This is a genomic window from Paraburkholderia sp. GAS42 (assembly GCF_050436565.1).
In the GTDB taxonomy this organism is placed as follows: domain Bacteria; phylum Pseudomonadota; class Gammaproteobacteria; order Burkholderiales; family Burkholderiaceae; genus Paraburkholderia.
In genome coordinates this window covers 198,044-220,310 of record NZ_JBNDML010000003.1, presented here as the reverse complement: position 1 = coordinate 220,310, position 22,267 = coordinate 198,044, and the positions used below count along the sequence as shown (strand labels likewise).

The window sequence follows — 22,267 nt, the reverse complement described above, 5'->3', positions numbered from 1 at the left end:
TCATTCGCGTTCAATTCGCAACCGGTCAACCTGAGAAGATCAGGGGCCAACCGGCCAGGGTTGAATAGTTTTTATACAAGAAGGCTTGTCGGTCGCTTCGCAACTCCTCTGCGGAGTCGCGATAAATCACCGGCCTTTTTCGTTTCAAGCCTTTCAGTGGCGCGGGCGGGCAACCTGTCCGGTTCAGCGTCCTCATGCATCTGCCCCCCTTCCACGGCCACGCAGGTGCAACAGTCAGCAGCAACTCGAACGAGTGCACTTTCGCGACCACCCTCGCGAGGCACGGGCGTTTCTTTTTCGTCCGTGCGTGGTCCCAGGCCCACAGCGTCATCGCGAAACTGCACTTCCCCGGCAACCGTGGCGGATCGCTCATGCGTTTCAGCCGCAGTCATTGGAGTATCAACCTTGACCGCTTCCAGCAACGGCTTCTGGCGACATCACAAAAAAGAACACAGCCTCACCCTCGACGACATCACGATCGTCGATAAATCCCTCCTCAAGCGGGCCGTCGGCGCCATGGCGCTCGGCAACGCGATGGAATGGTTCGATTTCGGCGTGTACAGCTACATCGCCGTCACGCTCGGCAAGGTGTTCTTTCCCTCGAGCAGTCCGTCCGCCCAGTTGATCGCCACGTTCGGCACGTTCGCGGCCGCGTTCCTCGTGCGCCCGATCGGCGGCATGGTGTTTGGCCCGCTGGGTGACCGCATCGGCCGTCAGCGCGTGCTCGCGATGACGATGATCATGATGGCGCTCGGCACCTTCGCGATCGGTCTGATTCCGGACTACGGCTCGATCGGCATCTTCGCGCCGGTGCTGCTGCTCGTCGCGCGTCTCGTGCAGGGTTTCTCGACCGGCGGCGAATACGGCGGCGCGGCGACCTTCATCGCCGAGTTCTCGACCGACCGCAAACGCGGCTTCATGGGCAGCTTCCTCGAATTCGGCACGCTGATCGGCTACGTGCTCGGCGCGGGCACGGTCGCCGTGCTGACGGCAACGCTGTCGCAAGACGCCCTGCTGTCGTGGGGCTGGCGTATCCCGTTCCTGATCGCGGGTCCGCTGGGTCTCGTCGGTCTCTACATCCGGATGAAGCTCGAAGAAACGCCCGCGTTCAGAAAGCAGGCCGAACAGCGTGAAGCCGAAGACAAGGCGGTGCCGAAGCAGTCGTTCCGCGATCTGCTCGCGCAGCACTGGAAGGCGCTCCTGCTGTGCGTCGGCCTCGTGCTGATCTTCAACGTGACGGACTACATGGCGCTGTCGTATCTGCCGAGCTATCTGTCGGCGACGCTGCACTTCAACGAAACGCACGGCCTCTTCCTCGTGCTGGTCGTGATGGTATTGATGATGCCCATGACGCTGTATGCGGGTCGTCTGTCGGATGCGATCGGCCGCAAGCCGGTGATGCTGGCGGGCTGCGTGGGTCTGTTGCTGCTGTCGATTCCGTCGCTGCTGCTGATCCGTACGGGCGCGCTGCTGCCGGTCTTCTTCGGCCTGCTGATTCTGGGTACCCTGCTGTCGTGCTTCACGGGCGTCATGCCGTCGGCGCTGCCGGCGCTGTTCCCGACGAAGATCCGTTACGGCGCGCTCGCCATCGGCTTCAACATCTCGGTGTCGCTGTTCGGTGGCACGACACCGCTCGTCGCCGCGTGGCTCGTCAATTCAACCGGCAATCTGATGATGCCCGCGTACTACCTGATGGGCGCATCGCTGATCGGGATCGTGTCGGTGCTCGCGTTGAAGGAAACGGCGAAGAAGCCACTGCTGGGCTCGGGTCCGTGCGTCGCGACGCGTGCCGAAGCGCATGCCGTGTTGCGCGGCGAACGCGAAGCTGCGGAGATGGATGAAGCGTACGCGTCAGCTGCGACGGCCCGCGCCTGATGTAGCGCAGGTACAGCGCTAAAGCGCGGCGTTCCGGGAACGCAGAACGTCTCTGCAACGCATCGCTTGAAGAGAAGGCCAGCTCGCGCTGGCCTTTTTTATTCGATCAGCCGATGCAGCGACGCTTCAGCATGCGCACCATCGATCAGCAGGATTGCCGCTGTAACAGGCAGTTTGAACCGCCGTGGACCCGCGCTGCCAGGATTGACGTACAGCACGCCATCGCGTGTTTCGATTCGCGGCTTGTGCGAATGGCCGGTGATGACGACGCCGATCCCTTCTTCGAGTGGATCGGCGTTCAGATCGGCAATATCGTGGACGACGAGAATCTTCGTCTGCTGCACGCTCATCCGCTCGTGCGTGCGCAACGATTCCGCCCAGTCGCCGGCATCGTTATTGCCGCGCACGGCGGTGACGGGCGCGATCTGCGCAAGCGCATCGAGCACGGGCTGTCCGCAGATATCGCCCGCGTGAATGATCGCGTCGCAACCGGCCAGGTGCGCGAGCGCTTCAGGACGCACCAGATTATGCGTGTCGGAGATCAGGCCGATACGGACGGTATGCACGATACGCACCCCGACGCGGGACGTCGTGATCATCGGGCCGACGTCGAAGCGTGGGGCCACGTCAGCGTGAAGCGCACGCTGCCTCGCGATGGCACGTAGAGTTCGCGGGAGCGCGCGACGCCATCGACGGTCGCGACCACACGATAACGCCCGGACGGAAGCCGCGCAAAGAGATACGGACCTTCCGACCGCGCCGCCAGCACGACCGTTCCATCAGGCCGCGACACCTGCACCCCGACACCCGACAGGTACTCGCCATTTCCCAGCGTAAACGTCGCCCGCATGTTGTAGCTGGGCGCGAGCTGGCGGAGCGCGGCGGCTTCGTCCTGGCCGACGCCGCCCGTTACATAGTCGACGCCGCGGTCGTGCCCCACGGGTACTCCATTGCGCGTTGCGTCCGGCGCTGCCGTGGCGGAAATGGGGGCTTCATTGACCGGCGTCTTCGGGACGGGTGCATCAGCCACCGGCGTATTGCGGGCCGACGCTGGACTCGCGGCGGCAGCGCCGCGTACGGGTGCATCGCGGGCCGGAGCCGGGGTCGCGGCCGGCGCAGCGGGCCTGGTCGACCGCTGTGTGCAACCGAGGCCCGGAATACTGTCGCCGGCGCCGCCGGGTACGCTGGCGCCACGCGCGTCCAGCAGCCACGACGGCAGCGCGACATCCTGCGCGCTCGCGCGCGGTGTCAGCGTATCGCGCAGACTCCGTAACACGGCCTGACGCTCCGCCTGGGTCGAAGCACGCTGCATCTGCGCGCAGAAATCGACGCGTTCGTCGTCGCTCAAGAGCTGTGAGGGGATCGTATCGGGCGGCCGCTGTGCCCGCGCGCCCAGCGCCACGGTCGTCGCGAGGCACAGGACAGCAACCGCAACGGTCCCCGATAAACCCAAACGCAATATCCTGGACATGAGGAGCCTCCGGGTCGATCCCGGGAACGCAATAGATGACCGGTTCCGGGCGCGTCGGCCCACGCGGGGTTCGGTCTGGACCGGCGACGGCACTGTCGTTGCTCCTGCGCGGGAAATGAGCGGGCCGGAATACCCATTCAGTGTAGCAAGCCGATATCCATGCAACGGCCGCGGTCAGAATAACCAGCGACCACGCGGCCGAATGAACCGGGCCAGCCGGAATTGCGCGCTTGAAGGGCTAATCCGAGGCAAAACGCCCCCAATGCCCCCGCTACTGCGCCGTTTGCTGACGCGTGTATTCGTTATTTTTCATCTGAAGATACGCATCGCGATCGACTTCGTGGAGTTGCCGCGGATACTGCTCGGTCGCGTCGAACCACGTGATCAGACGCTGCTGCAGGCGTCCGCCGGCCGGAACCGATAGCGCGGCGAGGTAAGCGTCGATTGCGAGGTAATAGCGCATCGTGTTGCGCTCCAGCAGGCCGCGCACACCGCCGATATATTCAGGTTGTCCGGACGACGGATCGTTCACGGTCGTGAACCCGACCTTGTCGCGGCCGATGGTCGACAGATAGGTTTTCATCGCCACACGTCCCGCGAGGCCGTATCCGTACGCATAGATCAGATGCAGGAAGGTGCGGTTACCGCTGACCGGTATCGCCTCCAGCACGATCCGATAGTCTTTCGTGCTGAGCGGGCCCGTGTCCGCATTCAGTTCCACCCTGAAATACTCCGCACTGGTAACCGCCGGGCGGTAGTTGAACTCCACCCGGTAGGTGGACGACAGCTTCTCTTCGACCTTCTTGCCCAGATTGACGCTGAGCTGCGCGACGCCGTTGTTTGTCGCGGCGTGGCAGTACTTCACGTTGAGATGCAGGATCAGCACATCGCACCAGTTGGCCGGCCCTTTCACCGGATCGTTCAACGCACCGCTGACCGTCGCAAACGGATAGTCGACGACGGCGTAGATATCGCCCTTGAGATTCGTCGGCGATTCCGACGAATCCATATACAGCTGTCGATGAAACTGATTGTGGTCGAGTTGCTGCGTGTGGTTCTGGTAGTGCTCGCGCAGGCTCGCGGCGTCGTCCGAGCCCTGCGCCAGCAGCGTTCGACCTGGCAGGCATACCAGCAGTAGCAGCATTGCCAGCCATAGCCACGCTACGCGGACGCGAGTGATGAAGAGGCTTTTCGTCGGCGCGCTCATATGCGTTCTCCGGTTCTCTACCTCTCTCCGCGCCGCCTGCCATGCGCGCTATCCCTTGAGGCGCGGGACGCTCATTCTATCGCGCCACGCAAGGCCCACCGGCGGTGCCCTTTCAAACCACCCGGGCACGCGTGGAGAACACTTCGATTTGCGAGGCGGGAGAACAGGACGAGATGTCCGCGTAGGTCACGCACACCTGGCGTTCGACGAGTCGCCACGGCCGACATGACGCCGACGACACTCACCGCTGTGCGCGATTCGCGACGCCAGCGTGGTTCAGGCCTTCACGAGCTCGAACGACCTGCCGCTGAACCGTAGATGCAGGATCACCAGCTCGCGCAGCGGGCAGTTCGATGCAACCGATACCATTGCGCCCTTCGAGGCCGGCGTGCGAAACGTCGCGTGATGGCTTTGCAGCGCGCGACTGAACGACATCGATGCAATCTGTCGCGTCAGCGCGACCCCGCAGACAATGCTCACCATCGCGGCCAGCCGGAACGGCAAGGATTCGAGCGACGACTCGGAGACATCGAAGAGCGGCAGCGACAGCAGAAGAATGACCTGAATGCACATCGCTGCCAGCGACGCCGTGATCAGATGGGCGCGTAGCATGTCGACGATGACTGGTTTCATGACGTGACCGGGCGTTCCATATGAAAAAACATAAGAGAGAAAACGCGAACCGGGACGAAGGCACGCATGAACCGCCAGCGATGGTAACGTTCCGACCTGAAGGAAACCTGATGCGGCATCCGGGGAAAACCAGCGCAAGGCGGCGTAATATGCCTTCGGCGAAGCTGTCGCCGTTAAACTGCCTGCAAGTTGCAATTCGCAGGCCGCAGAAACGACCGGGCGCCCACTGCAACGTCATAGCCTCTCTGAAACGGATATTTTTCCCATGCGTGTTCTCCTTGTTGAAGACGACGACCTGATCGGCTGCGGTGTCGAAGCAGGCATGCGTCAGGCTGGCTTCACCGTGGACTGGGCGCGGGACGGCCACAAGGCCGACCTCGCCCTCTCCACCACCGACTACGCGCTCGTCATCCTCGATCTTGGCCTGCCGAGAATTTCCGGTACTGAAGTGCTGAGGCGGCTGCGCAGCGCCGGAAAGGATGTACCGGTGCTTGTACTGACCGCGAAAGGCACGGTCGCGGACCGCGTGGACGGTCTCGACGCAGGCGCCGACGACTATCTCGGCAAGCCCTTCGATCTCACCGAACTGATCGCGCGCTGCCGCGCATTGCTGCGACGCGCGCAGGGCCGCAGCGTCGAATTGATCCGCCACGGTGTTCTGACCGTGGACCCCGTCGCGCGAACCGCCGCAGTCGATGGAAACCGTGTGCCGCTCACTTCCCGCGAATGGGCGATCCTGCATCAGCTGGTGACGAATCCCGGCGTGCCGCAATCGCGCTCGCGACTCGAAGAAAGCCTGTACGGCTGGCAGGAGGAAGTCGAGAGCAATGCGATCGAAGTGCACATTTCCAACCTGCGCAAAAAACTCGGCGCGACGCTGATCACGACCGTGCGCGGTATCGGCTACGTCGTGGAGAAACCATGATTCTGGGTTCGATCCGTCGTCGCCTGATGCTGCTCGTTCTTGCCAGCATCGCGCTCGTCTGGAGCCTCGCGCTCGTGTCGAGCTATCAACAGGCCTCCGGCGAAGTCGGTGACTGGGAGAGCGCGCGCCTTGCCGAACTGGCGCAGATTCTGGCGCTGCTCGATCAAAAGAATCTGGTCACGCTCGCCAACGCGCATATCGATGTGCGCGAGGAAGAAAAAGGCGGCGACCCCGGCGCCAGCCAGGACGATGACGACGATTCGCTGCCGCGTGATGCGCTCTTCCAGGTGCGCGATGCCGACAACCGCGTGCTGGCCGCCAGCCCGCAACTCGTCGCGCTGCATGCCGCCGATCTGCCTCTGCCCGCCACCAGTGGTGCACGCACGATGGTCCTCGGCGGCAGGTCGTGGCACACGTTCACGCTGCGCGGCACCGCGCCCGGCCACAGCGTGCGCGTGTTCGAACCGGCGAACACGCGCAGCGATCTCGTGAGCGGTGTCGCGCGGCGCATCGGAGGGCCGATCGTGATCGCGCTGCCAGTGCTTGCGCTCTTCGTCTGGTTCAGCATCGGCCTGAGCCTCGCGCCGCTCAAAACGCTGTCGAAGGCAATCCGCGCGCGCGATATCCATAAACTCGAACCTATCGATATGGGCGGCGCGCCGACTGAAGTGCGTCCGCTTGTCGACGCGATCAATCACGTGCTGTCGCGCCTTCAGAATTCGATCGAGCGCGAGCGCGCATTCACCGCCGACGCCGCGCATGAACTTAAAACGCCGCTCGCGGCGATCAAGGTGCAGGCGCAGGTCGCGCTGGGCGAATCCGATCCGGTATTGCAACGGCTCGCGATGGAGCGCGTCGTACAGGGCGTCGATCGCAGCGCGCGGCTCGCACAGCAGTTGCTGCTGCTGGCCCGGCTCGACGAACGCGAAAAGGTGTCGACGTCGCCGCTGGAAGCCGGCGTCGTCGCGCGTGATGCAGTGCTCGCCAATGAACAGAACGCGCTGCAAAAGAACATGACCGTCGCGCTGACCGGCGACCTGCACGCGGAGATCACCGCCGAGCCTGTGCTGATCGGTATCCTGCTCGACAACCTGATCGATAACTCGATTAAATACGGCCGGTCCGGCGGCGCCATCGAAGTGGTCGTGCGCCGCGACGCCCGACACGTCTTGCTGACCGTCCGCGACGATGGTCCGGGCGTTGCGCACGCCGATCTTGCGAACCTCACGAACCGCTTTTTCCGGGCTACGGGGAACGAGGCGAGTGGCAGCGGTCTCGGGTTGTCGATCGTCGCGCGGATCGTCGAGCACTTCGACGCGCGCCTGACGTTCGGCGCGGGGATCGGCAATCGCGGCCTCGCGACCGAGATTGCTTTTCCCGCTTACGAGCCGGCGGCCTGACGGTTCCGTTCGTTGCGGCGTGACGCGGACAGCCAGAACATGGCGCCGCGTCCGCCGCCCGCACCGTCGCGCGCGGATTCAGCGAACTGCCACGCGATGAGGCCCGGCACGAAAATCAGCAGGTCGCGAAGCCGCCGCGCGCCGGCCAGCGCAAGGCACGTTGCCGGGTCGAGACCCAGCGCGCCGCCGATCAGGATGAACCCGCCCTCCTGCACGCCGAGTCCGCCCGGTACGAAGAAGGCCGCGCTGCTCACGGCCTGGATCAACGATTCGATCACGACCGCCTCGGCGAAGCTCACGGGCGCGTGCAGAAAATACAGCGCGAGCCAGATTTCCAGCGAAGTCGCGATGCACTGCAGCGGTTGCCAGAAGAACAGATAACGCAGCACGGTTGCACGTCTGCGCCAGACCAGTTTGATTGCCTGGTCGATCTGCGCCGACTGCCCCGTCAACGCGGCGAGCTTGCCGCTCGTCACCCGGTTGAGCATGCGCGTGGCGCGTTCAAACGGGCTCGCGTGCTGCACCATCGCGAACAGCACCAGCAGCGGCGCGAGCACCACGACGCCCCACGCAAGATCGCTTGCAAGCCGCAACGTGCCCGACTGCGCGTGCGCGAACAGAAAACCGATGCCGACCATCGTGAACATCAGCTGGCTGATGACCGTGAGCTGCATATCGACAATCAGACTCGCCACTGCCGTCGACGGTTTCACGCCCCAGCGACGCATCATCCGGAACGAGACGATCTCGCCGCCGACACGCGCAACGGGCAGCATGCTGTTCACCGATTCGCGTATCCACACGAGACGCACCATGTTGGCGAACCGCGGACGCCTCGCGCCGCGGATCAGCGTTTGCTGGTCGCGTGCATTGGCGAGCATGGGCAACACATGCGCGAGCCCTGCCAGCACGAGGCCGACGCCGGCGTCGCGCATGAGTCCGAATACCGCGCCCGGATGCTCCTGGTAGACCAGCACCAGCGAGATCACGAGACCGGCGAGCGCCGTGAGCCGACCCAGATGCCTGGTCAGCGCCGCACGTTTTACAACCGAAGAATTATTGTCACTCATCCTGAACCGGCGACAGCAGTCCGTCGCCGTCCACATTAAAACTGAAACCACGCCAGATTACGCGGGACGAAAAGAAGCTTGCCACAAAGATCGCGAACGCCACGACGTCCCACGCCGGCAGCAGCCACAGGCCACGCGGCGCCTGTTTCAACGCGCGGTCCGACAGACACTTGAGCGCCATGCGCGCACACAGCGCCGCCGCCACGAAAGCCCATGCCCAGCGTGCGCCACCTGACAGCACGACGCCCAGCATCGAGAACGCGACCGGATGCATCAGCACGGAGCCGAAATGGCCGACGGGATCGACGCGGCGTATCGTACGGCTCCAGCGCAGTTCGTGCGCGATCAGCTTGGCCGCGCTGGTTTCGACACAGGCATGCGAAACCGTGAACGGCGGGATCACGACCTTCTCGCCCGTCATGCGCACCGCCTCGCCAATGGCGTGATCTTCTGCCAGATGATGGACGAACGGCGCAAAGCCGCCGATTTTCTCCAGCGTGTCACGGCGCATCGCGATGGTCTGCCCGAAACACGGCCGCGCGAGACCGAGCGCGAGACCCGTCACGACACCCGGAAGAAACTGGTAATTGGTGGCTTTGGCCGAGAGCCGCGGCCAGAAGCCCGGATCGGGCGCGCCGCGATAGGCGCAGGTCACCAGGCCGACGCCCGGCTTCTGCAATTCGCCGATCACATTGCGCAGATACGTCGGCTCGACGCCGACATCGCTGTCGGCAAACACGAGCACGTCGTGTCGTGCATGCGGCAGCATGTTGAGGATGTTGCTCATCTTGCGGTTCGGGCCGTGCAGACGCGTATCGGCGATCACCGTGATATCCGCGTCAGGATGTGCGCGACGCAGATCGTCCAGCACCTTCAATGCCGGATCCGCTGAATCGTGCACACCGAACAGGAATTGCACGACGCCAGGATAGTCCTGCTGACAGAAGCTCGACAGGTTGCCGTGCAACGCCCACTCATTGCCGTGCAGCGGCTTGACGATCGTCACCGGTGGAAAGCTGTCCGGCTGCGCGCTCGATCGTCCGAAGAACCGCCCGATCAACGTCGCGGCGAGCAGCGTATAGCCGACGCCGAGCAGCGCACACGCGCTGCACGCAAGGGTCAGCGCGGCGAAGAGCAGATGCGCCGTGCGCGCAGGACCATCGAAGGTAATCAGTGCGCTGATGCCCATCACGCCGGCTACACAGCACAGCCGCGATGCGAGCCGCCTGAAGTCCGGTCCATCTATGCGACGGACGCGGACACGGGCGGGACGCACTTCGCTCACGCTTCGTGCGCGTGCAGGAAACGGAAGAACTCGACGCCTTCGCGCAACCGGCGCTTCATCATCTCCCAGCTCATCAGCATTTCGCGGACGATTTCCCAGATCTTCGAGGGACGGAAATAGAAGCGCTTGTAGAACGTTTCCAGGTGGTGATAGATCTCGTCGCGTGACAGGTGCGGATAGCCGATCGCGGCCAGCTGCACGCCCTCCTTGCTGACGAGGTTGATCACCTTGTTCTCTTCGAGCCAGCCGTTCTCGACCGCCTGGTTATACAGTGTCGTGCCCGGATAAGGCGCGGCAAGAGATACCTGGATCGTGTGCGGATTGATTTCCTTCGCGTACTCGATCGTCTTTTCGATCGTCTCCTTCGTCTCGCCAGGCAGGCCGAGAATGAAGGTGCCGTGAATCTTGATGCCAAGCTTGCGGCAATCCTCGCTGAAGCGGCGCGCGATGTCCGTGCGCAGGCCCTTCTTGATGTTCAGCAGGATCTGGTCGTCGCCCGATTCATAGCCCACCAGCAGCAGACGCAGGCCGTTTTCCTTCATGATCTTCAACGTCGAGTACGGCACGTTGGCCTTCGCGTTGCACGACCACGTCACGCCGAGCTTGCCGAGCCCGCGTGCGATTTCCTCGACGCGCGGCTTGAAGTCGGTGAACGTGTCGTCGTCGAACATGATCTCCTTGACTTCAGGCATGTTGTCGCGAATCCACTTCACTTCTTCCAGCACGTTCTCGGTGGAACGCGTGCGGTAACGGTGACCGCCCACCGTCTGCGGCCACAGGCAGAACGTGCATTTCGAGCGGCAGCCGCGCCCCGTGTAGATCGACACGTACGGATGCTTCAGATAACCGATGAAGTAGTTGTCGATCTTCAGATCGCGTTGATATACCGGCGCGACGAACGGCAGTTCGTCCATGTTCTCGAGAATCGGGCGCGCGGCGTTGTGTTCGATCGAGCCGTCGGGGGCGCGATAGCTCAGCCCGAGAATCTGCGAAAACGGCTTGCCTTCGGCGACTTCCTGGCAGGTGAAATCGAATTCCTCGCGGCACACGAAGTCGATGGCTTCGGTAGCCGTCAGCGAGTTGTGCGGATCGACCGCGACCTTCGCGCCGACCATGCCGATCAGCACCGATGGCTTGCGCTTTTTCAGATCTTCCGCGAACAGCGCATCGGTGGGAAACGAGGGTGTGCTTGTGTGGATGATGACGAGGTCATAGTGCTGCGCAATATCGAGCGTGGCGTCGACCGACAACCCGTCTGCAGGTGCGTCGAGCACGCGGCTATCCGGAACCAGCGCCGCGGGCTGTGCAAGCCACGTCGGATACCAGAACGAGCGGATTTCGCGTTTGGCTTGATAGCGCGAGCCTGCACCACCGTCGAAACCGTCATACGACGGCGCCTGCAAGAACAACGTCTTCATGAATACTCCGGCAAGCGAGCGTGACAATGCCCGCACCCGGCAGTCCGAGGGACTGGGCGCGTGCAGTCCGTGCTTTCATTGATCTGACGGCCACCTTACGATGTGCGCTTCGCGCATCGTCCGTGGCCGTCTGTTAGGGTATGTGCGAGGGAAATACTACCGGCGATACCTGAAGGAAATCTTAAGACCAGGAATTGCTGCGCTGCGATCAGTCAGCGTGGCTGCAATCCGGTCACAGAGACAGACAGTCCTGGTGCATCCGCGTTGTTGCGAATCGTGAGCACCGCGCGATGCCGCTCTGCGATGCGCGACGCGATCGCAAGACCGAGCCCGCTGCCCTGCCCCTCAGCGTCAGCGACACGATAGAAACGGTCGAGCACGCGGGCGAGTTCATCCTCGGGAATGCCGGGACCGCTGTCCACCACGTCGAAGCCCACCCTGCCCCCATCCCGCTTCAGAATCACGTCGATCTTGCCGCCCGGCGGCGTATAGCGGATCGCATTGTCGACCAGATTGTCCAGCAGCACGCCGAGTGCATGCTGCTCCGCGAGAACCGTATAGGCGTCGCCCGGCGTGCGGGACGCGGACAGTTCCAGACCGAGATCGATACCCTTCGCTTCGGCCAGCAGCGAAAAATCGCCAACCGACTGCTCGCCCACCCGTCGCAGACTGACGGGCGCCATCGAAGTTGCCGGCTGCGCATCCTCGCGCGCAAGCGTCAGCAGTTGCTGCACCAGATGAATCAGACGATTGAGGCGCCCTTCGATGCGCTCCATCGTCTGACCGTGCGCCACCAGCGAGCCATCGCGCACGGCGGCCTGCAATTGCAGCTTCAGCGCGGCAAGCGGCGAACGCAGTTCATGAGCGGCATCCGCGACGAACGTGCGTTGCGCCTGCGACGCCGCGTTCAATCGATGTAGCAGATCGTTCAGCGCCTCGACGAGCGGCTGGATTTCGACGGGCACACGTCCATGGCCATCCAGCCGCACCGGTTCAAGCGAATCGATCGAGCGCGTGGACAACGCGCGCGACAGCCCGCCAATCGGCGCCAGCCCGCGCGCGACGACGAACAGCACCAGCGCGATCGTCACGGGAATCAGCAACCAGAGCGGCCACAACGTGCGCAGCGCAAGCCGCAGCGCGAGTTCTTCGCGGACGGAAACCGGCTGTGCGACCTGAATGAAACGCCCGGCCTCTTGCAGCCCGAACACGCGCCAGTGATGTTCGCCGCGCTCGATCGTACGGATGCCAGCGGGAAAACGCGTCAGGTCCGGCGCGCTCAACGATTGATAGACGAGGGCGCCGTCCTTGTCCCAGATCGCGATGACGATGCGATCCTCGGAAATCCCTTCGAAATCGGGGCGCGTGCGCTGCACGCTTTCAGTACTTTCCAGATTGGCCGGCAACGAGAGCGCGACGGCGCGCAGTTCGTAGTCGAACAGTTCGCTCGCTTCCTCGCGCGCGGTGTGAAAGATGCCGTAGCCCGCCACGAGCGACGCCGCCGCGAGACCGAAGATGAGCCAGCCCAGCAGCCACCGCCGGATGGACGTCATTCAGCCCTCTTCAGCCGGTAGCCGACGCCCCGGACCGTCACGATCTGCTCGGCGCCGATCTTGCGGCGCAGGCTGTGCACATGGACTTCAATGGTGTTGCTGCCCACTTCTTCTCCCCATCCGTACATTTTTTCTTCGAGTTCCGCTTTCGTGAATACGCGTGACGGTTCTTCGATCAGCGCCTGCAGCAAGGCAAATTCACGCGGCACGAGCGGCACCAGCTCGCCGTTCTTCGTGGTTTCGTGCGCGGCCGGATCGAGTGTGAGTTCGCCGTGCGCGTAGACCGGCTGCTTCTGGCCGGTACGCCGGCGCAGCAGCGCGCGCACGCGCGCCGCGAGTTCGTCGAGATCGAACGGCTTGATCAGGTAGTCGTCGGCGCCCGCGTCGAGGCCGCGGATGCGGTCCTCCACCGCATCACGCGCGGTCAGAATGATGACGGGTGCGGCGCCACCTGCCTTGCGATAGGTGTTCAGCACGGCGATACCGTCTTTTTTCGGCAGACCCAGATCGAGCAGCACAAGATCGTAGACACCGTTGCCAAGCGACAGATCCGCGGCGCGCCCGTCTTCCGCCCAGTCGATCGCGTAGCCGACGCGGCGCATCGATTCCAGCACGGTTTCTGCGATCATCTCGTCGTCTTCAACCAGTAGCAGACGCATCCGGTGACTCCTCTGTCTTCTATGTATATCTGCATTGTCACTGCCCGAAGCTTAACGCTCGCTTAAGCGTTACTTAAGCTGCCGATCGCGAAAATCGCCCCTTATCCGGACGCGCCATCGCCTGAGCACTGGCGCGTCCGCTTCTTTTTGCCAGGAGCAGGACTTGTCTATCTTTCACGCAGCAAGGTCGGGATCGAGGCCGCAGCCGTCGAGAAGCGTGCGTGGCCCCGCCCTGCCTGATGCGCCTTCAGCCGCTCCGTTCCGCTTCCGGTCCGGCGCGGCATTGCGCGCCGTCGTGCCCGTCTGCGCCGCGCTGCTCGCGGGTTGCACGTGGTATCACCGCGAACCGCTGTCGCCGCGCGAGACCTCGACCTCCGCCGCCACGCTGGAGCGCATTCAGGTCGACCCTGCGACCATGCCGCTACCCGAACTGGCGGCTCACCGCTTCGATCCGTCCGACGGGCTCGATATCGAGGAAGTCGCGATGCTCGCGGTTGTGAACAATCCCGACCTGAAACTGACCCGCGACGATCTTGGCATCGCCCGCGCGCAGGCGTTTTCCGCGGGGCTGCTGCCCGATCCGCAACTGAGCATTGCCAGCGACTATCCCGGCGCCGAAGGCCTGACCCGCGCCTTCAATTATGGCTTGAGCATCGACGTCATGGCGATCGTGACGCGCGGCGCGAACAAGGCATCCGCCGATGCAACGTATGTGAAAACCGATCTCGGTCTGCTCTGGCAGGAATGGCAGATCGTCGCGCAGGCAAAGCAGCTGTTCCTGAAGGCACGCTTTCAGGACGAGACGTTGCCGCTCCTCCAGCAGCAGCGGGAACTGTCGCGTACGCGTTACGAGCGCATGGCCGAGGCACAGCGCGATGGCAATCTGGCCGAAGACACCCTCACCGCCGCACTCACGTCATACAACGACGCGCGCAAGCAGTACACCGACGCCGAACGCGCCGCCGAACAGACGCATCACGATCTGAACGCCCTGCTCGGTCTCGCGCCCGACGTGCAGTTGCAATTGACCGACGACAACGAAAGCGCACCCGTTGACGACGCAACCATCGATGCCGCCCTTGCGACGCTGCCGAAGCGCCGTCCTGACCTGCTCGCGCTAAAGGCGGGCTACGAAGCACAGGAGCAGAAATATCGCGCCGCGATCCTGTCCCAGTTCCCGAGCCTGTCGGTCGGCTTCGTGCGGGCACGCGATACGTCGAACATCTACACGAGCGGCTTCCAGATCAACATGAGCCTGCCCATTTTCAACCGCAACCAGGGCAACGTCGCCATCGAAAAGGCGACCCGTCAGCGTCTGCGCGACGAATATCAGGACCGTCTGAACCAGGCGTACTCGGACGTCGCGCACATGCGCGCGGACAGCGCGATCCTCACGCGTCAGCTCCAGCAGACTGAAGCGGCACTGCCCGATGTCGAGCTCGCCGCCCGGCACGCGCGGCAGGCGTACGCGGACCACAACCTCACGCTCGGCGCATACGCCGACGCGCAAAACGCGGCGCTGAGCAAGCGCGTCGACGTCGCGACGCTGCGCGAATCGCTCGCTGAACAGCGGATCGGGCTGCAGGCGCTCCTCGGCAGCGCGATTCCCGATGCTTTCTCTTCCGATCAGACTTTCACCGAAAACCATGCGAACTAACCGCCTTTCGATGCAGGCCCGGCGCGCTGCGGTCTGCGTCGCCGTCATATCCGTCTTCTGGCAAATCGCGGCGCGCGCCGACGAAGAACCCGTCGTCAGCGTGCAGACCGTTCAGGTGCGCCGCGACACGATTGCGCAACCGGTACGCGCGTATGGCATCGTCGCTGCATCGGCGTCGAATGTGACCACCATCAATCTGCCTTACGTCGCCCGCATCACGCAGATGCGTGTGCAGGCCGGTCAGAGCGTCACGCGGGGCACGCCGCTCGCGCTCGTGCAGGCCGATCCGGCAGCGGTGCTTGCCGCCACGCAGGCAAGGAGCACGTTGACGCTCGCGCAGGGCGAAGTCGCGCGCACGCAGTCGCTGTACGACAAGGGGCTCGCTACGCAGTCGCAACTGGCCACCGCGAAAAAGGCCGCACAGGATGCGCAGCAGGCGCTCGCCGCACAGGATCAGATGGGCATCGCTTCGGGCGCACGCACGCTGACTTCGCCGGTCGACGGTGTCGTGTTGCAGGTGTCCGTCGCACAGGGCGACCAGGTGCAGGCCGGCGCGGCGATCCTGCAGCTGGCCGCGGGCGGCAGCGGCAAGGATGCGCGCGCAAACGTCACGCTCAGCGTGGAGCCTTCGGACGCCGCCTCAATCCACACAGGCGATGTCGTCACGCTGCATGGCCTTTCCGCCGCGCTCGCGAAATCCGCGGTGCCGGGACGCGTTGTGATGGTCGGCGCATCGGTCGATACGCAAAGCCAGCTTGTGAATATCGGTGCCAATGTGCCGCTCGGACAGACCGCCTTCATTCCCGGCACACGCGTCAGCGCCGACATTGCGACCAGCACGGGCACGCACTGGATCGTGCCGCGCAACGCCGTGCTGAAAGACGAAAATGGCGAATACGTGTTCCAGATCACGTCCGCCAGGAAGGCGCGCCGGGTGAACGTCGTCACCCGAGTGGAAGACGACCGCCGCTATGGCGTCGACGGCATGATCGACGGCACGCTTCCCCTCGTCGTATCCGGCAACTATGAGCTGAAAGACGGCATGGCCGTGCAGACGGGTGGCAAGGCCGCTGGGGGCGCCGCACGATGAATTTCGGCCAATGGATGCAACGGCACCGACGTTCGCTGCTGTTCGTGATCGCGTTGCTGGCAATCGCGGGCGCGTTGACCGCGTTCCGTCTGCCAATCTCGCTGTTCCCGAATGTGGCGTTCCCGCGCGCGGTTGTTTCGCTCGACGCCGGCGATCGCCCCGCCGAACAGATGACGACACTCGTCACGATGCCCGTCGAAGAAGCACTGCGCCGCGTGCCGAATGTGCGTGATGTTGAATCGAAGACGAGCCGCGGCTCGGCCGAGATCTCGATCAATTTCGACTGGGGCACGGACATGGCGCAAGCCACGTTGCAGGCGCAGTCCGCGATCAGCGAGATCCTTGCCACGTTGCCGCAGGGCACGTCGATGCAGGTGCGCCGGATGGACCCGACCGTCTTTCCGGTGCTCGCCTACAGCCTGACTTCGAACCAGCAGTCGCTCTCGGCACTGCACGATCTCGCGCAGTTCCAGATGCGTCCGTTGCTGTCGTCCGTTGAAGGCGTGGCGCGTGTCGATATCACGGGCGGTGCGCAGGACGAGTTCGAAGTTGCGATCGACCCGGCGCGGCTCGCGGCCTGGAAGCTTTCGCTTTCTGATGTATCGAAGGCGATCGGCGCGAGCAACGTACTGATGGCAACCGGTCGCATCGAAGACCATGACAAGCTGTACCTGGTGATTGCCAATACCACGGTCACGCGTATCGACGAATTGAAGAACGTCGTCGTATCGGCGAACGGTACGTCACAGGTTCGCCTGGGTGATATCGCCAACGTGCGCCAGGGCGTGGTGCCGCAATGGATGCGCGTCACCGCTGACGGACAGGACGCTGTCCTCATCAACATTTTCCAGCAGCCCGGCGCGAACAGCGTTGCGATGGCCAGGGCGATCCGTGCGAGACTCGCGGCCTTCCAGCATCAGATGCCGCCAGGCGTTCACCTCTCGAACTGGTACGACCAGAGCGAACTCGTGATTGCATCGGCAACCAGCGTGCGCGACGCGATCATGATCGGCGTCGTGCTCGCGGCCTTCACGCTGTTCGTGTTCCTGCGCAACTGGAAAATCACCGCGATTGCCGTCGCGCTGGTGCCTGTCGTGATGGCAGCGACGATCCTGCTGCTCGACGTGTTCGACATGGGCTTCAACATCATGACGCTCGGCGGGATGGCCGCCGCCGTCGGCCTCGTTATCGACGATGCGATCGTGATGATCGAGCACATCGTCAGACGCATGCGTGAAGCTGGCGCACACAAGTTTCATGGCCGCGTGATGTCGGCGGCGCTCGAATTCACGCGACCGCTGGCGGGATCGTCGGCGGCTACGCTGATCATCTTCGTGCCGCTCGCGTTTCTGTCGGGTGTCACGGGTGCGTTTTTCAAGGCGCTGTCGGTCACGATGGCAAGCGCGCTCTTCATCTCGTTCCTCGTTACGTGGCTCGCCGTGCCGATTCTGTGCGACCGCTGGCTGAAGCCCAAAGACGCGGAAGAACATCGCGAGACGCGCTTCGCACTGTGGATGAACCGTCGCTATGCCTGGCTGATCGAGCACGTCACTTCGCGGCCGCTGCTGGTGCTGGTCGGACTGGTACCGCTCATTGTGGTCGCTGCGTTCGCTTTTACGCGCGTCGGCAGCGGCTTCATGCCGACGATGGACGAAGGCGGTTTCGTGCTCGACTATCACACCGAACCCGGTACATCGATTACCGAGACCGATCGTCTGATGCGGCAGGTCGAGACGATCATTCGTGCGAATCCGAACATCGCGACGTACTCGCGTCGCACGGGGACGGGTCTTGGCGGCGATCTGCAGGAACCGAATCGCGGCGACTTTTTCGTGCGCCTCAAATCGGCCAACCGGGAGCCGATCGAAACCGTGATGGAAGAGGTCCGCTCGAAGATCGAGACGCAGGTACCGGGTGTCAACATCGAACTCGCGCAGCTGATGGAAGATCTGATCGGCGACCTGACTGCTGTGCCGCAGCCGGTGCAGATCAAGATCTATTCCGACGATCAGGAGACGCTCGACACTACCGCGAAGAAAGTGGCGGCGAGCATCGGCAAGATCCAGGGCGTCGTCGACGTGAACGACGGCATCAACCCGGCCGGCGACGCGCTCGAACTGCATATCCGCCCCGATGCCGCGGCTGCGGAAGGCATGGATCCGCAGTCGATCGCGCAGGCTGTGTCGGACATGGTCGAAGGCACCGTTGCGACACAGTTCCAGAGCGGGCCGAAGACAGTCGGCGTGCGCGTGCGGGTTGCCGGCGCGCTCAGGCTCACCGACACGCAGCTCGGCCAGTTGCAGATCCGCGCGCCCGACGGCCATCTGTTCGCGCTCAAACGCGTGGCCGACCGCGTGGCCGTGACCGGCCAACCGGAAATCAGCCGCGACAACCTGAAGCGGATGGTCGCGGTGACGGCGCGCATCGACGGTCGCGATCTCGGCTCCACCATCGCCGATGTGCAGAAAGCACTCGCTGACCCGAACCTGCTGCCCACAGGCGTGTATTACGAACTCGGCGGTCTCTATCAGCAGCAGCAGATTGCGTTCAAGGGCCTGCTCATCGTATTCGGCGCGGCGATCGCACTTGTGTTCGGCCTGCTGCTGTTCCTGTACGAACGGTTTCGCGTGGCGATTGCTGTCATGGCGATGCCGCTGCTTGCGACGGGCGCAGTCTTTGTCGGCCTGTGGGTGACGGGCATCGAACTCAACATCTCCGCGATGATGGGCATGACGATGATCATCGGGATCGTGACCGAAGTGGCGATCTTCTACGTGTCGGAATTGCAGGCGCTGGTGCGCGATGAAGGCGTGCCGTTCGAAAAGGCGCTGATTCAGGCTGGGCGCAACCGTCTGCGGCCTATCACGATGACGACGATCGCGGCGATTCTTGCGCTCCTGCCACTTGCATTCGCACTGGGCCAGGGCTCCGCGATGCAGCAGCCGCTTGCCATCGCGATCATCTCCGGGCTCATCGTGCAGTTGCCGCTCGTGCTTTTGTTGCTGCCGGTGCTGCTGCAACTGCTGATGAAGCAACGCAACCCGGAGCGCAGCGAACCGTCGGAAACCACCTGATTCAACACAACGCAAGCGGACCCGCGCTGGGTCCGCGACTGGATCGGCGACGCATTCCGTGTCTGCAAACTGAAAAGGGGCGCCAGTCTGGCGCCCCTTTTCAGCATCAGGCGGATTACTCAATGACCCGAATAGATTGAATGGCTGACAGCGTAGTGCGGCAAGGTTGCCGGTTGACCCGATTGCGTTGATCCATAAGTCGCGGGGCCGTAATCGACATTGCCCGCGACATTGCCCGTCGACGCGACACCGGAAGCCACAGCGTGCGCGGATGTGTCGTACTGCGGATAGTGCGTCTTCGATTGATGCAGGACACCCTGCTGCTCTGCCTGCACGACCTGGGCACGGACAGAATCACGGGTGACGGGGTCGTTACTGCCGGTTTGGGCGAACGACACGGCAGGAACAATCAGCGCACCTGCAACGACAAGCGATGAGATAAGGCCTTTCATGCGGGTTCTCCTTGAACACGATCGTCCGGCGAATCCAGACGATGCATGTAGACAGGATAAGGAGCGAATCCTTAACAAACCCTTAGACGGTGCGATGAATGGCAACTTCCGGCACCGAACGGTTGACCGGAAGAAACACGCGTAAAAGCACTAACTGGACATCGCGACAGTGGCTCCTGCGAATGCTTCGCGCGGTTCTTCTTCGCGAAGGATGTATCCAAGGCCACGCAAGGTCATGATCTTTGCGTTCGAGTTCGCAAGATGTTTGCGCAGACGGTGAATATAGATGTCGATCGCATCGGCGCTCGGCTCGTCGTCGAGATTGAAGACACTATCCATCAGCACCGCCTTCGAAACCGTCTTGCCCTGCTTCAGGATCAGTGCCTCAAGAATCGCATGTTCGCGACGACGCAATGGCAAGGGCTCGTCATGCAGCACGAATTCGCGGGTGTCGAAGAGATAGTGGAGATCGCCGCAATCGAGGGACTGTCCCTTGTCACCGGCTGCCTGCCGCCGGATCAGCGCCTTGATGCGCGCGACCAGCTCGCGGGCATCGAATGGCTTGACGACGTAGTCATCGGCGCCTGCCGAGAAGCACGCTACCTTGTCGTCGGTCGAGCCATTGGCGGTCAGCATCAGCACCGGCACGTTGTCGCGTTTGCGGCGCAGGCGCGCAAGCACATCCTTGCCGCCGATGCCCGGCAGACGCAGATCAAGCAGTACCGCGTCGTAGCGCTGCAGACCGAGCAGCGTTTCCGCGCGCTCGCCATCCTGGGCCCAGTCCAGTGCGAAATTCTCAACCTGCATCAGATTGATGACCCAGCGCGCGAGATCGGCGTCATCTTCGACAAGCAGCAGTTTCATGTTTCTTCCCTCGTTGTCGCTGGCCTGGCGGCAGCCTGCCAGACACGCATCTCCACCGTCGCGACCAGACCGATGCCGTGTTCTCCCGTTTCGAGCGTGACGGTGCCGCCCTGCCGCTGCGCAATCTCACGCACGATCGGCAGACCGAGACCCGTGCCGTCGGCGTTGCTCGACGCGCGATAGAAGCGCTCGAACACACGAGCCTTCGCTTCGTTCCTGATACCGGGCCCATTGTCGATCACACGCACGATCACCCTGTCGTGCGAGCGATGCGCCTGCACGGTCACACGACCGCCTGTCTGCGTATAACGCAGCGCGTTGTCGACCAGATTGGTGAGGAGCGCGGCAGTCAGCGCTTCGTCGCCCGTCACATACAGACCGTCATCGAGTTCCGCGCCCAGATCGATCTCGCGCGCCTGTGCGAACGCGATCAGTTCTTCCAGCACATTCGCGATCAATGCAACCAGATCGACGCATTCCTCCGTATGGGAAGGCGCGGCCGACTCCGCCTGCGCGAGCAGCAGCAGCTTGTTGGTCAGCGTCGTCATCCGGCGACTGCTCTTGTGCATGCCGGTCAGTGCTTCGGCCAGCCTGGCGTCGCGGTTTTCACGTTGTCGCGCAAACTGGATCTGCGCATCGAGCAGCGTCAGCGGTGTGCGCAACTGATGCGCGGCGTCGGAGATGAACTGCCGCTGGGCCGCGGTCTGCTGACTCATACGCGCAATGCACTGATTGATGGCATCGACGATCGGACGCAACTCGACGTGAAGCCGCGCCACACGCAGCGGTTGCAGCTGTGACGGGTTGCGATCGGCGACGTCGTCCTTCACCTTCATGAGTGGCCGCAGTTCGAACGTCAGGCCAAGATAGACGAAAACCATGGCGAGCAGCAGCGTCAGTACCTCGCCGAAGAGCTGCGGACGCAGTAGCTGCCACACCATCGCATCGCGCGAGGCCTCCGTCTTCGCGACCACGACGATGACTTCCTCGGTGCGTCCCGAGTCGTACAGCTGACGCACATAGGCCGCGGCACGCACCACACGGCCGTCCTCGAGGCGCGTCGAATAAAGCCTGGGCGCGGCAACAGACCCGTGCGGCAGCGGCAGTTCGGCACCGCCCGCGAGCAGACGATGCCCGCTCGCCTCGACGCGGTAGAACACGCTGTCCTGCTCGGGGGATTCAAAGAGCTCGAGCGCCGCCGGCGGAATCTGCACGACGACGTTGCCGTTATCCCAGTCGATGTCTTCCCCGATAATCCGCATCGACGAAGCGAGTGCGTTGTCCTGGACGAGGTCGGCCGTGGCCATCGCGTCGCGAAACGAAATCAGGCCGGAGACCGAGACGAACGCCGCCAGGGGCAGCAGGAGCCACCACAAGAGGCGGCCACGCAGGCTCCCCGGAAACACGGTACGTCGTTCCTCCCTTTTGACCATTAGCGCGCGCCTGAACGAGAAGGCGCAGCGGACGCTGCAACGGCAACGCCGTCAGTACGGCCGGCGCGGCCGACGACATGGTTCATTGCGATGTCTCCGCGAGGTGTCTGTTATGTCCCGCGAACGGGATGGCGTCTCATGAGCGCCTTGCGCGGAAATTCTAGGCGTGCAAACCCTTCTCAATGCTTTCTGACTTTCACT

18 protein-coding genes are annotated in these 22,267 nt (G+C 63.3%); 6 read left to right on the top strand and 12 right to left on the bottom strand.

The window, feature by feature from the left end; genetic code table 11:
- Positions 1-405: 405 nt before the first annotated feature.
- Positions 406-1,875, top strand: a complete 1,470-nt coding sequence (proP, locus tag P3T16_RS05980; protein ID WP_429341558.1) for a glycine betaine/L-proline transporter ProP — start codon at positions 406-408, stop codon at positions 1,873-1,875.
- Positions 1,876-1,973: 98 nt separating this feature from the next.
- Here proP and P3T16_RS05975 read toward each other — a convergent pair whose 3' ends face one another.
- From P3T16_RS05975 to P3T16_RS05960, 4 genes are all read right to left on the bottom strand, one after another.
- Positions 1,974-2,474, bottom strand: coding sequence for a metallophosphoesterase family protein (locus tag P3T16_RS05975; RefSeq protein ID WP_429341557.1), 501 nt, complete (start codon positions 2,472-2,474; stop codon positions 1,974-1,976).
- The gene (locus P3T16_RS05970; protein WP_429341556.1) at positions 2,471-3,346 is read right to left on the bottom strand and encodes a hypothetical protein; all 876 of its coding nucleotides are present in this window, start codon (positions 3,344-3,346) and stop codon (positions 2,471-2,473) included. Before P3T16_RS05970 ends, P3T16_RS05975 begins: the two co-directional genes overlap by 4 nt.
- A 271-nt stretch (positions 3,347-3,617) precedes the next feature.
- On the bottom strand, positions 3,618-4,490 hold the full coding sequence (locus tag P3T16_RS05965) for a hypothetical protein (RefSeq protein ID WP_429341725.1): 873 nt from the start codon (positions 4,488-4,490) through the stop codon (positions 3,618-3,620).
- 339 nt (positions 4,491-4,829) lie between these two features.
- Positions 4,830-5,186, bottom strand: coding sequence for a hypothetical protein (locus P3T16_RS05960; protein WP_429341555.1), 357 nt, complete (start codon positions 5,184-5,186; stop codon positions 4,830-4,832).
- Between the two features lie 265 nt (positions 5,187-5,451).
- On the opposite strand from P3T16_RS05960, the gene P3T16_RS05955 reads away from it, so the two are divergent.
- Together P3T16_RS05955 and P3T16_RS05950 are read left to right on the top strand one after the other, a co-directional pair.
- Positions 5,452-6,111, top strand: coding sequence for a response regulator (locus P3T16_RS05955; protein ID WP_429341554.1), 660 nt, complete (start codon positions 5,452-5,454; stop codon positions 6,109-6,111).
- Positions 6,108-7,511 carry an ATP-binding protein gene (locus P3T16_RS05950; RefSeq protein ID WP_429257735.1) on the top strand — a complete coding sequence of 468 codons (1,404 nt, stop codon included), beginning with the start codon at positions 6,108-6,110 and terminating at the stop codon, positions 7,509-7,511. The genes P3T16_RS05955 and P3T16_RS05950 overlap by 4 nt, the downstream gene beginning before the upstream one ends.
- Here the strand turns inward: P3T16_RS05950 and P3T16_RS05945 are convergent.
- The 5 genes from P3T16_RS05945 to P3T16_RS05925 all read right to left on the bottom strand — a co-directional run bounded on the left by P3T16_RS05945 (position 7,493) and on the right by P3T16_RS05925 (position 13,496).
- Positions 7,493-8,542, bottom strand: a complete 1,050-nt coding sequence (locus P3T16_RS05945) for a lysylphosphatidylglycerol synthase domain-containing protein (protein WP_429341724.1) — start codon at positions 8,540-8,542, stop codon at positions 7,493-7,495. The two genes, P3T16_RS05950 and P3T16_RS05945, sit on opposite strands and share 19 nt — an antisense overlap.
- Positions 8,543-8,573: 31 nt before the next feature.
- Positions 8,574-9,770, bottom strand: coding sequence for a bacteriohopanetetrol glucosamine biosynthesis glycosyltransferase HpnI (hpnI, locus tag P3T16_RS05940; protein ID WP_429341723.1), 1,197 nt, complete (start codon positions 9,768-9,770; stop codon positions 8,574-8,576).
- A 92-nt stretch (positions 9,771-9,862) separates the two neighbouring features.
- Positions 9,863-11,284: a hopanoid biosynthesis associated radical SAM protein HpnJ gene (gene hpnJ / locus P3T16_RS05935; protein ID WP_429341553.1), complete on the bottom strand. Its 1,422-nt coding sequence runs from the start codon at positions 11,282-11,284 to the stop codon at positions 9,863-9,865.
- 212 nt (positions 11,285-11,496) lie between these two features.
- Positions 11,497-12,837 carry an ATP-binding protein gene (locus tag P3T16_RS05930; RefSeq protein ID WP_429341552.1) on the bottom strand — a complete coding sequence of 447 codons (1,341 nt, stop codon included), beginning with the start codon at positions 12,835-12,837 and terminating at the stop codon, positions 11,497-11,499.
- Positions 12,834-13,496: a response regulator gene (locus P3T16_RS05925; protein WP_429257738.1), complete on the bottom strand. Its 663-nt coding sequence runs from the start codon at positions 13,494-13,496 to the stop codon at positions 12,834-12,836. Before P3T16_RS05925 ends, P3T16_RS05930 begins: the two co-directional genes overlap by 4 nt.
- 217 nt (positions 13,497-13,713) lie before the next feature.
- On the opposite strand from P3T16_RS05925, the gene P3T16_RS05920 reads away from it, so the two are divergent.
- The 3 genes from P3T16_RS05920 to P3T16_RS05910 are packed head-to-tail and all read left to right on the top strand — an operon-like array spanning position 13,714 to position 19,317.
- Positions 13,714-15,153, top strand: coding sequence for a TolC family protein (locus tag P3T16_RS05920; RefSeq protein WP_429257739.1), 1,440 nt, complete (start codon positions 13,714-13,716; stop codon positions 15,151-15,153).
- Positions 15,143-16,243, top strand: coding sequence for an efflux RND transporter periplasmic adaptor subunit (locus P3T16_RS05915; RefSeq protein WP_429341551.1), 1,101 nt, complete (start codon positions 15,143-15,145; stop codon positions 16,241-16,243). The genes P3T16_RS05920 and P3T16_RS05915 overlap by 11 nt, the downstream gene beginning before the upstream one ends.
- Positions 16,240-19,317, top strand: a complete 3,078-nt coding sequence (locus tag P3T16_RS05910) for an efflux RND transporter permease subunit (protein WP_429341550.1) — start codon at positions 16,240-16,242, stop codon at positions 19,315-19,317. Before P3T16_RS05915 ends, P3T16_RS05910 begins: the two co-directional genes overlap by 4 nt.
- Before the next feature lie 119 nt (positions 19,318-19,436).
- Here the strand turns inward: P3T16_RS05910 and P3T16_RS05905 are convergent, their stop codons facing one another.
- The 3 genes from P3T16_RS05905 to P3T16_RS05895 all read right to left on the bottom strand — a co-directional run bounded on the left by P3T16_RS05905 (position 19,437) and on the right by P3T16_RS05895 (position 22,066).
- On the bottom strand, positions 19,437-19,769 hold the full coding sequence (locus P3T16_RS05905) for a DUF4148 domain-containing protein (protein WP_429341549.1): 333 nt from the start codon (positions 19,767-19,769) through the stop codon (positions 19,437-19,439).
- 150 nt (positions 19,770-19,919) lie between these two features.
- Complete coding sequence (locus P3T16_RS05900; protein WP_429257743.1) at positions 19,920-20,633, bottom strand: response regulator; 714 nt, start codon at positions 20,631-20,633, stop codon at positions 19,920-19,922.
- A complete protein-coding gene (locus P3T16_RS05895; RefSeq protein WP_429341548.1) occupies positions 20,630-22,066 on the bottom strand; it encodes a sensor histidine kinase in 1,437 nt (478 codons plus the stop codon). Before P3T16_RS05895 ends, P3T16_RS05900 begins: the two co-directional genes overlap by 4 nt.
- Positions 22,067-22,267: the final 201 nt, after the last annotated feature.

Coding starts and splice junctions, on each gene's coding strand:
- P3T16_RS05905 (WP_429341549.1), bottom strand. CDS start 19,769: ATGAAAGGCCTTATCTCATCGCTTGTCGTTGCAGGTGCGCTGATTGTT.
- hpnJ (WP_429341553.1), bottom strand. CDS start 11,284: ATGAAGACGTTGTTCTTGCAGGCGCCGTCGTATGACGGTTTCGACGGT.
- P3T16_RS05955 (WP_429341554.1), top strand. CDS start 5,452: ATGCGTGTTCTCCTTGTTGAAGACGACGACCTGATCGGCTGCGGTGTC.
- P3T16_RS05975 (WP_429341557.1), bottom strand. CDS start 2,474: ATGATCACGACGTCCCGCGTCGGGGTGCGTATCGTGCATACCGTCCGT.
- hpnI (WP_429341723.1), bottom strand. CDS start 9,770: ATGGGCATCAGCGCACTGATTACCTTCGATGGTCCTGCGCGCACGGCG.
- P3T16_RS05910 (WP_429341550.1), top strand. CDS start 16,240: ATGAATTTCGGCCAATGGATGCAACGGCACCGACGTTCGCTGCTGTTC.
- P3T16_RS05925 (WP_429257738.1), bottom strand. CDS start 13,496: ATGCGTCTGCTACTGGTTGAAGACGACGAGATGATCGCAGAAACCGTG.
- P3T16_RS05895 (WP_429341548.1), bottom strand. CDS start 22,066: ATGGTCAAAAGGGAGGAACGACGTACCGTGTTTCCGGGGAGCCTGCGT.
- P3T16_RS05930 (WP_429341552.1), bottom strand. CDS start 12,837: ATGACGTCCATCCGGCGGTGGCTGCTGGGCTGGCTCATCTTCGGTCTC.
- P3T16_RS05970 (WP_429341556.1), bottom strand. CDS start 3,346: ATGTCCAGGATATTGCGTTTGGGTTTATCGGGGACCGTTGCGGTTGCT.
- P3T16_RS05965 (WP_429341725.1), bottom strand. CDS start 4,490: ATGCTGCTACTGCTGGTATGCCTGCCAGGTCGAACGCTGCTGGCGCAG.
- P3T16_RS05915 (WP_429341551.1), top strand. CDS start 15,143: ATGCGAACTAACCGCCTTTCGATGCAGGCCCGGCGCGCTGCGGTCTGC.
- P3T16_RS05950 (WP_429257735.1), top strand. CDS start 6,108: ATGATTCTGGGTTCGATCCGTCGTCGCCTGATGCTGCTCGTTCTTGCC.
- P3T16_RS05960 (WP_429341555.1), bottom strand. CDS start 5,186: ATGAAACCAGTCATCGTCGACATGCTACGCGCCCATCTGATCACGGCG.
- P3T16_RS05900 (WP_429257743.1), bottom strand. CDS start 20,633: ATGAAACTGCTGCTTGTCGAAGATGACGCCGATCTCGCGCGCTGGGTC.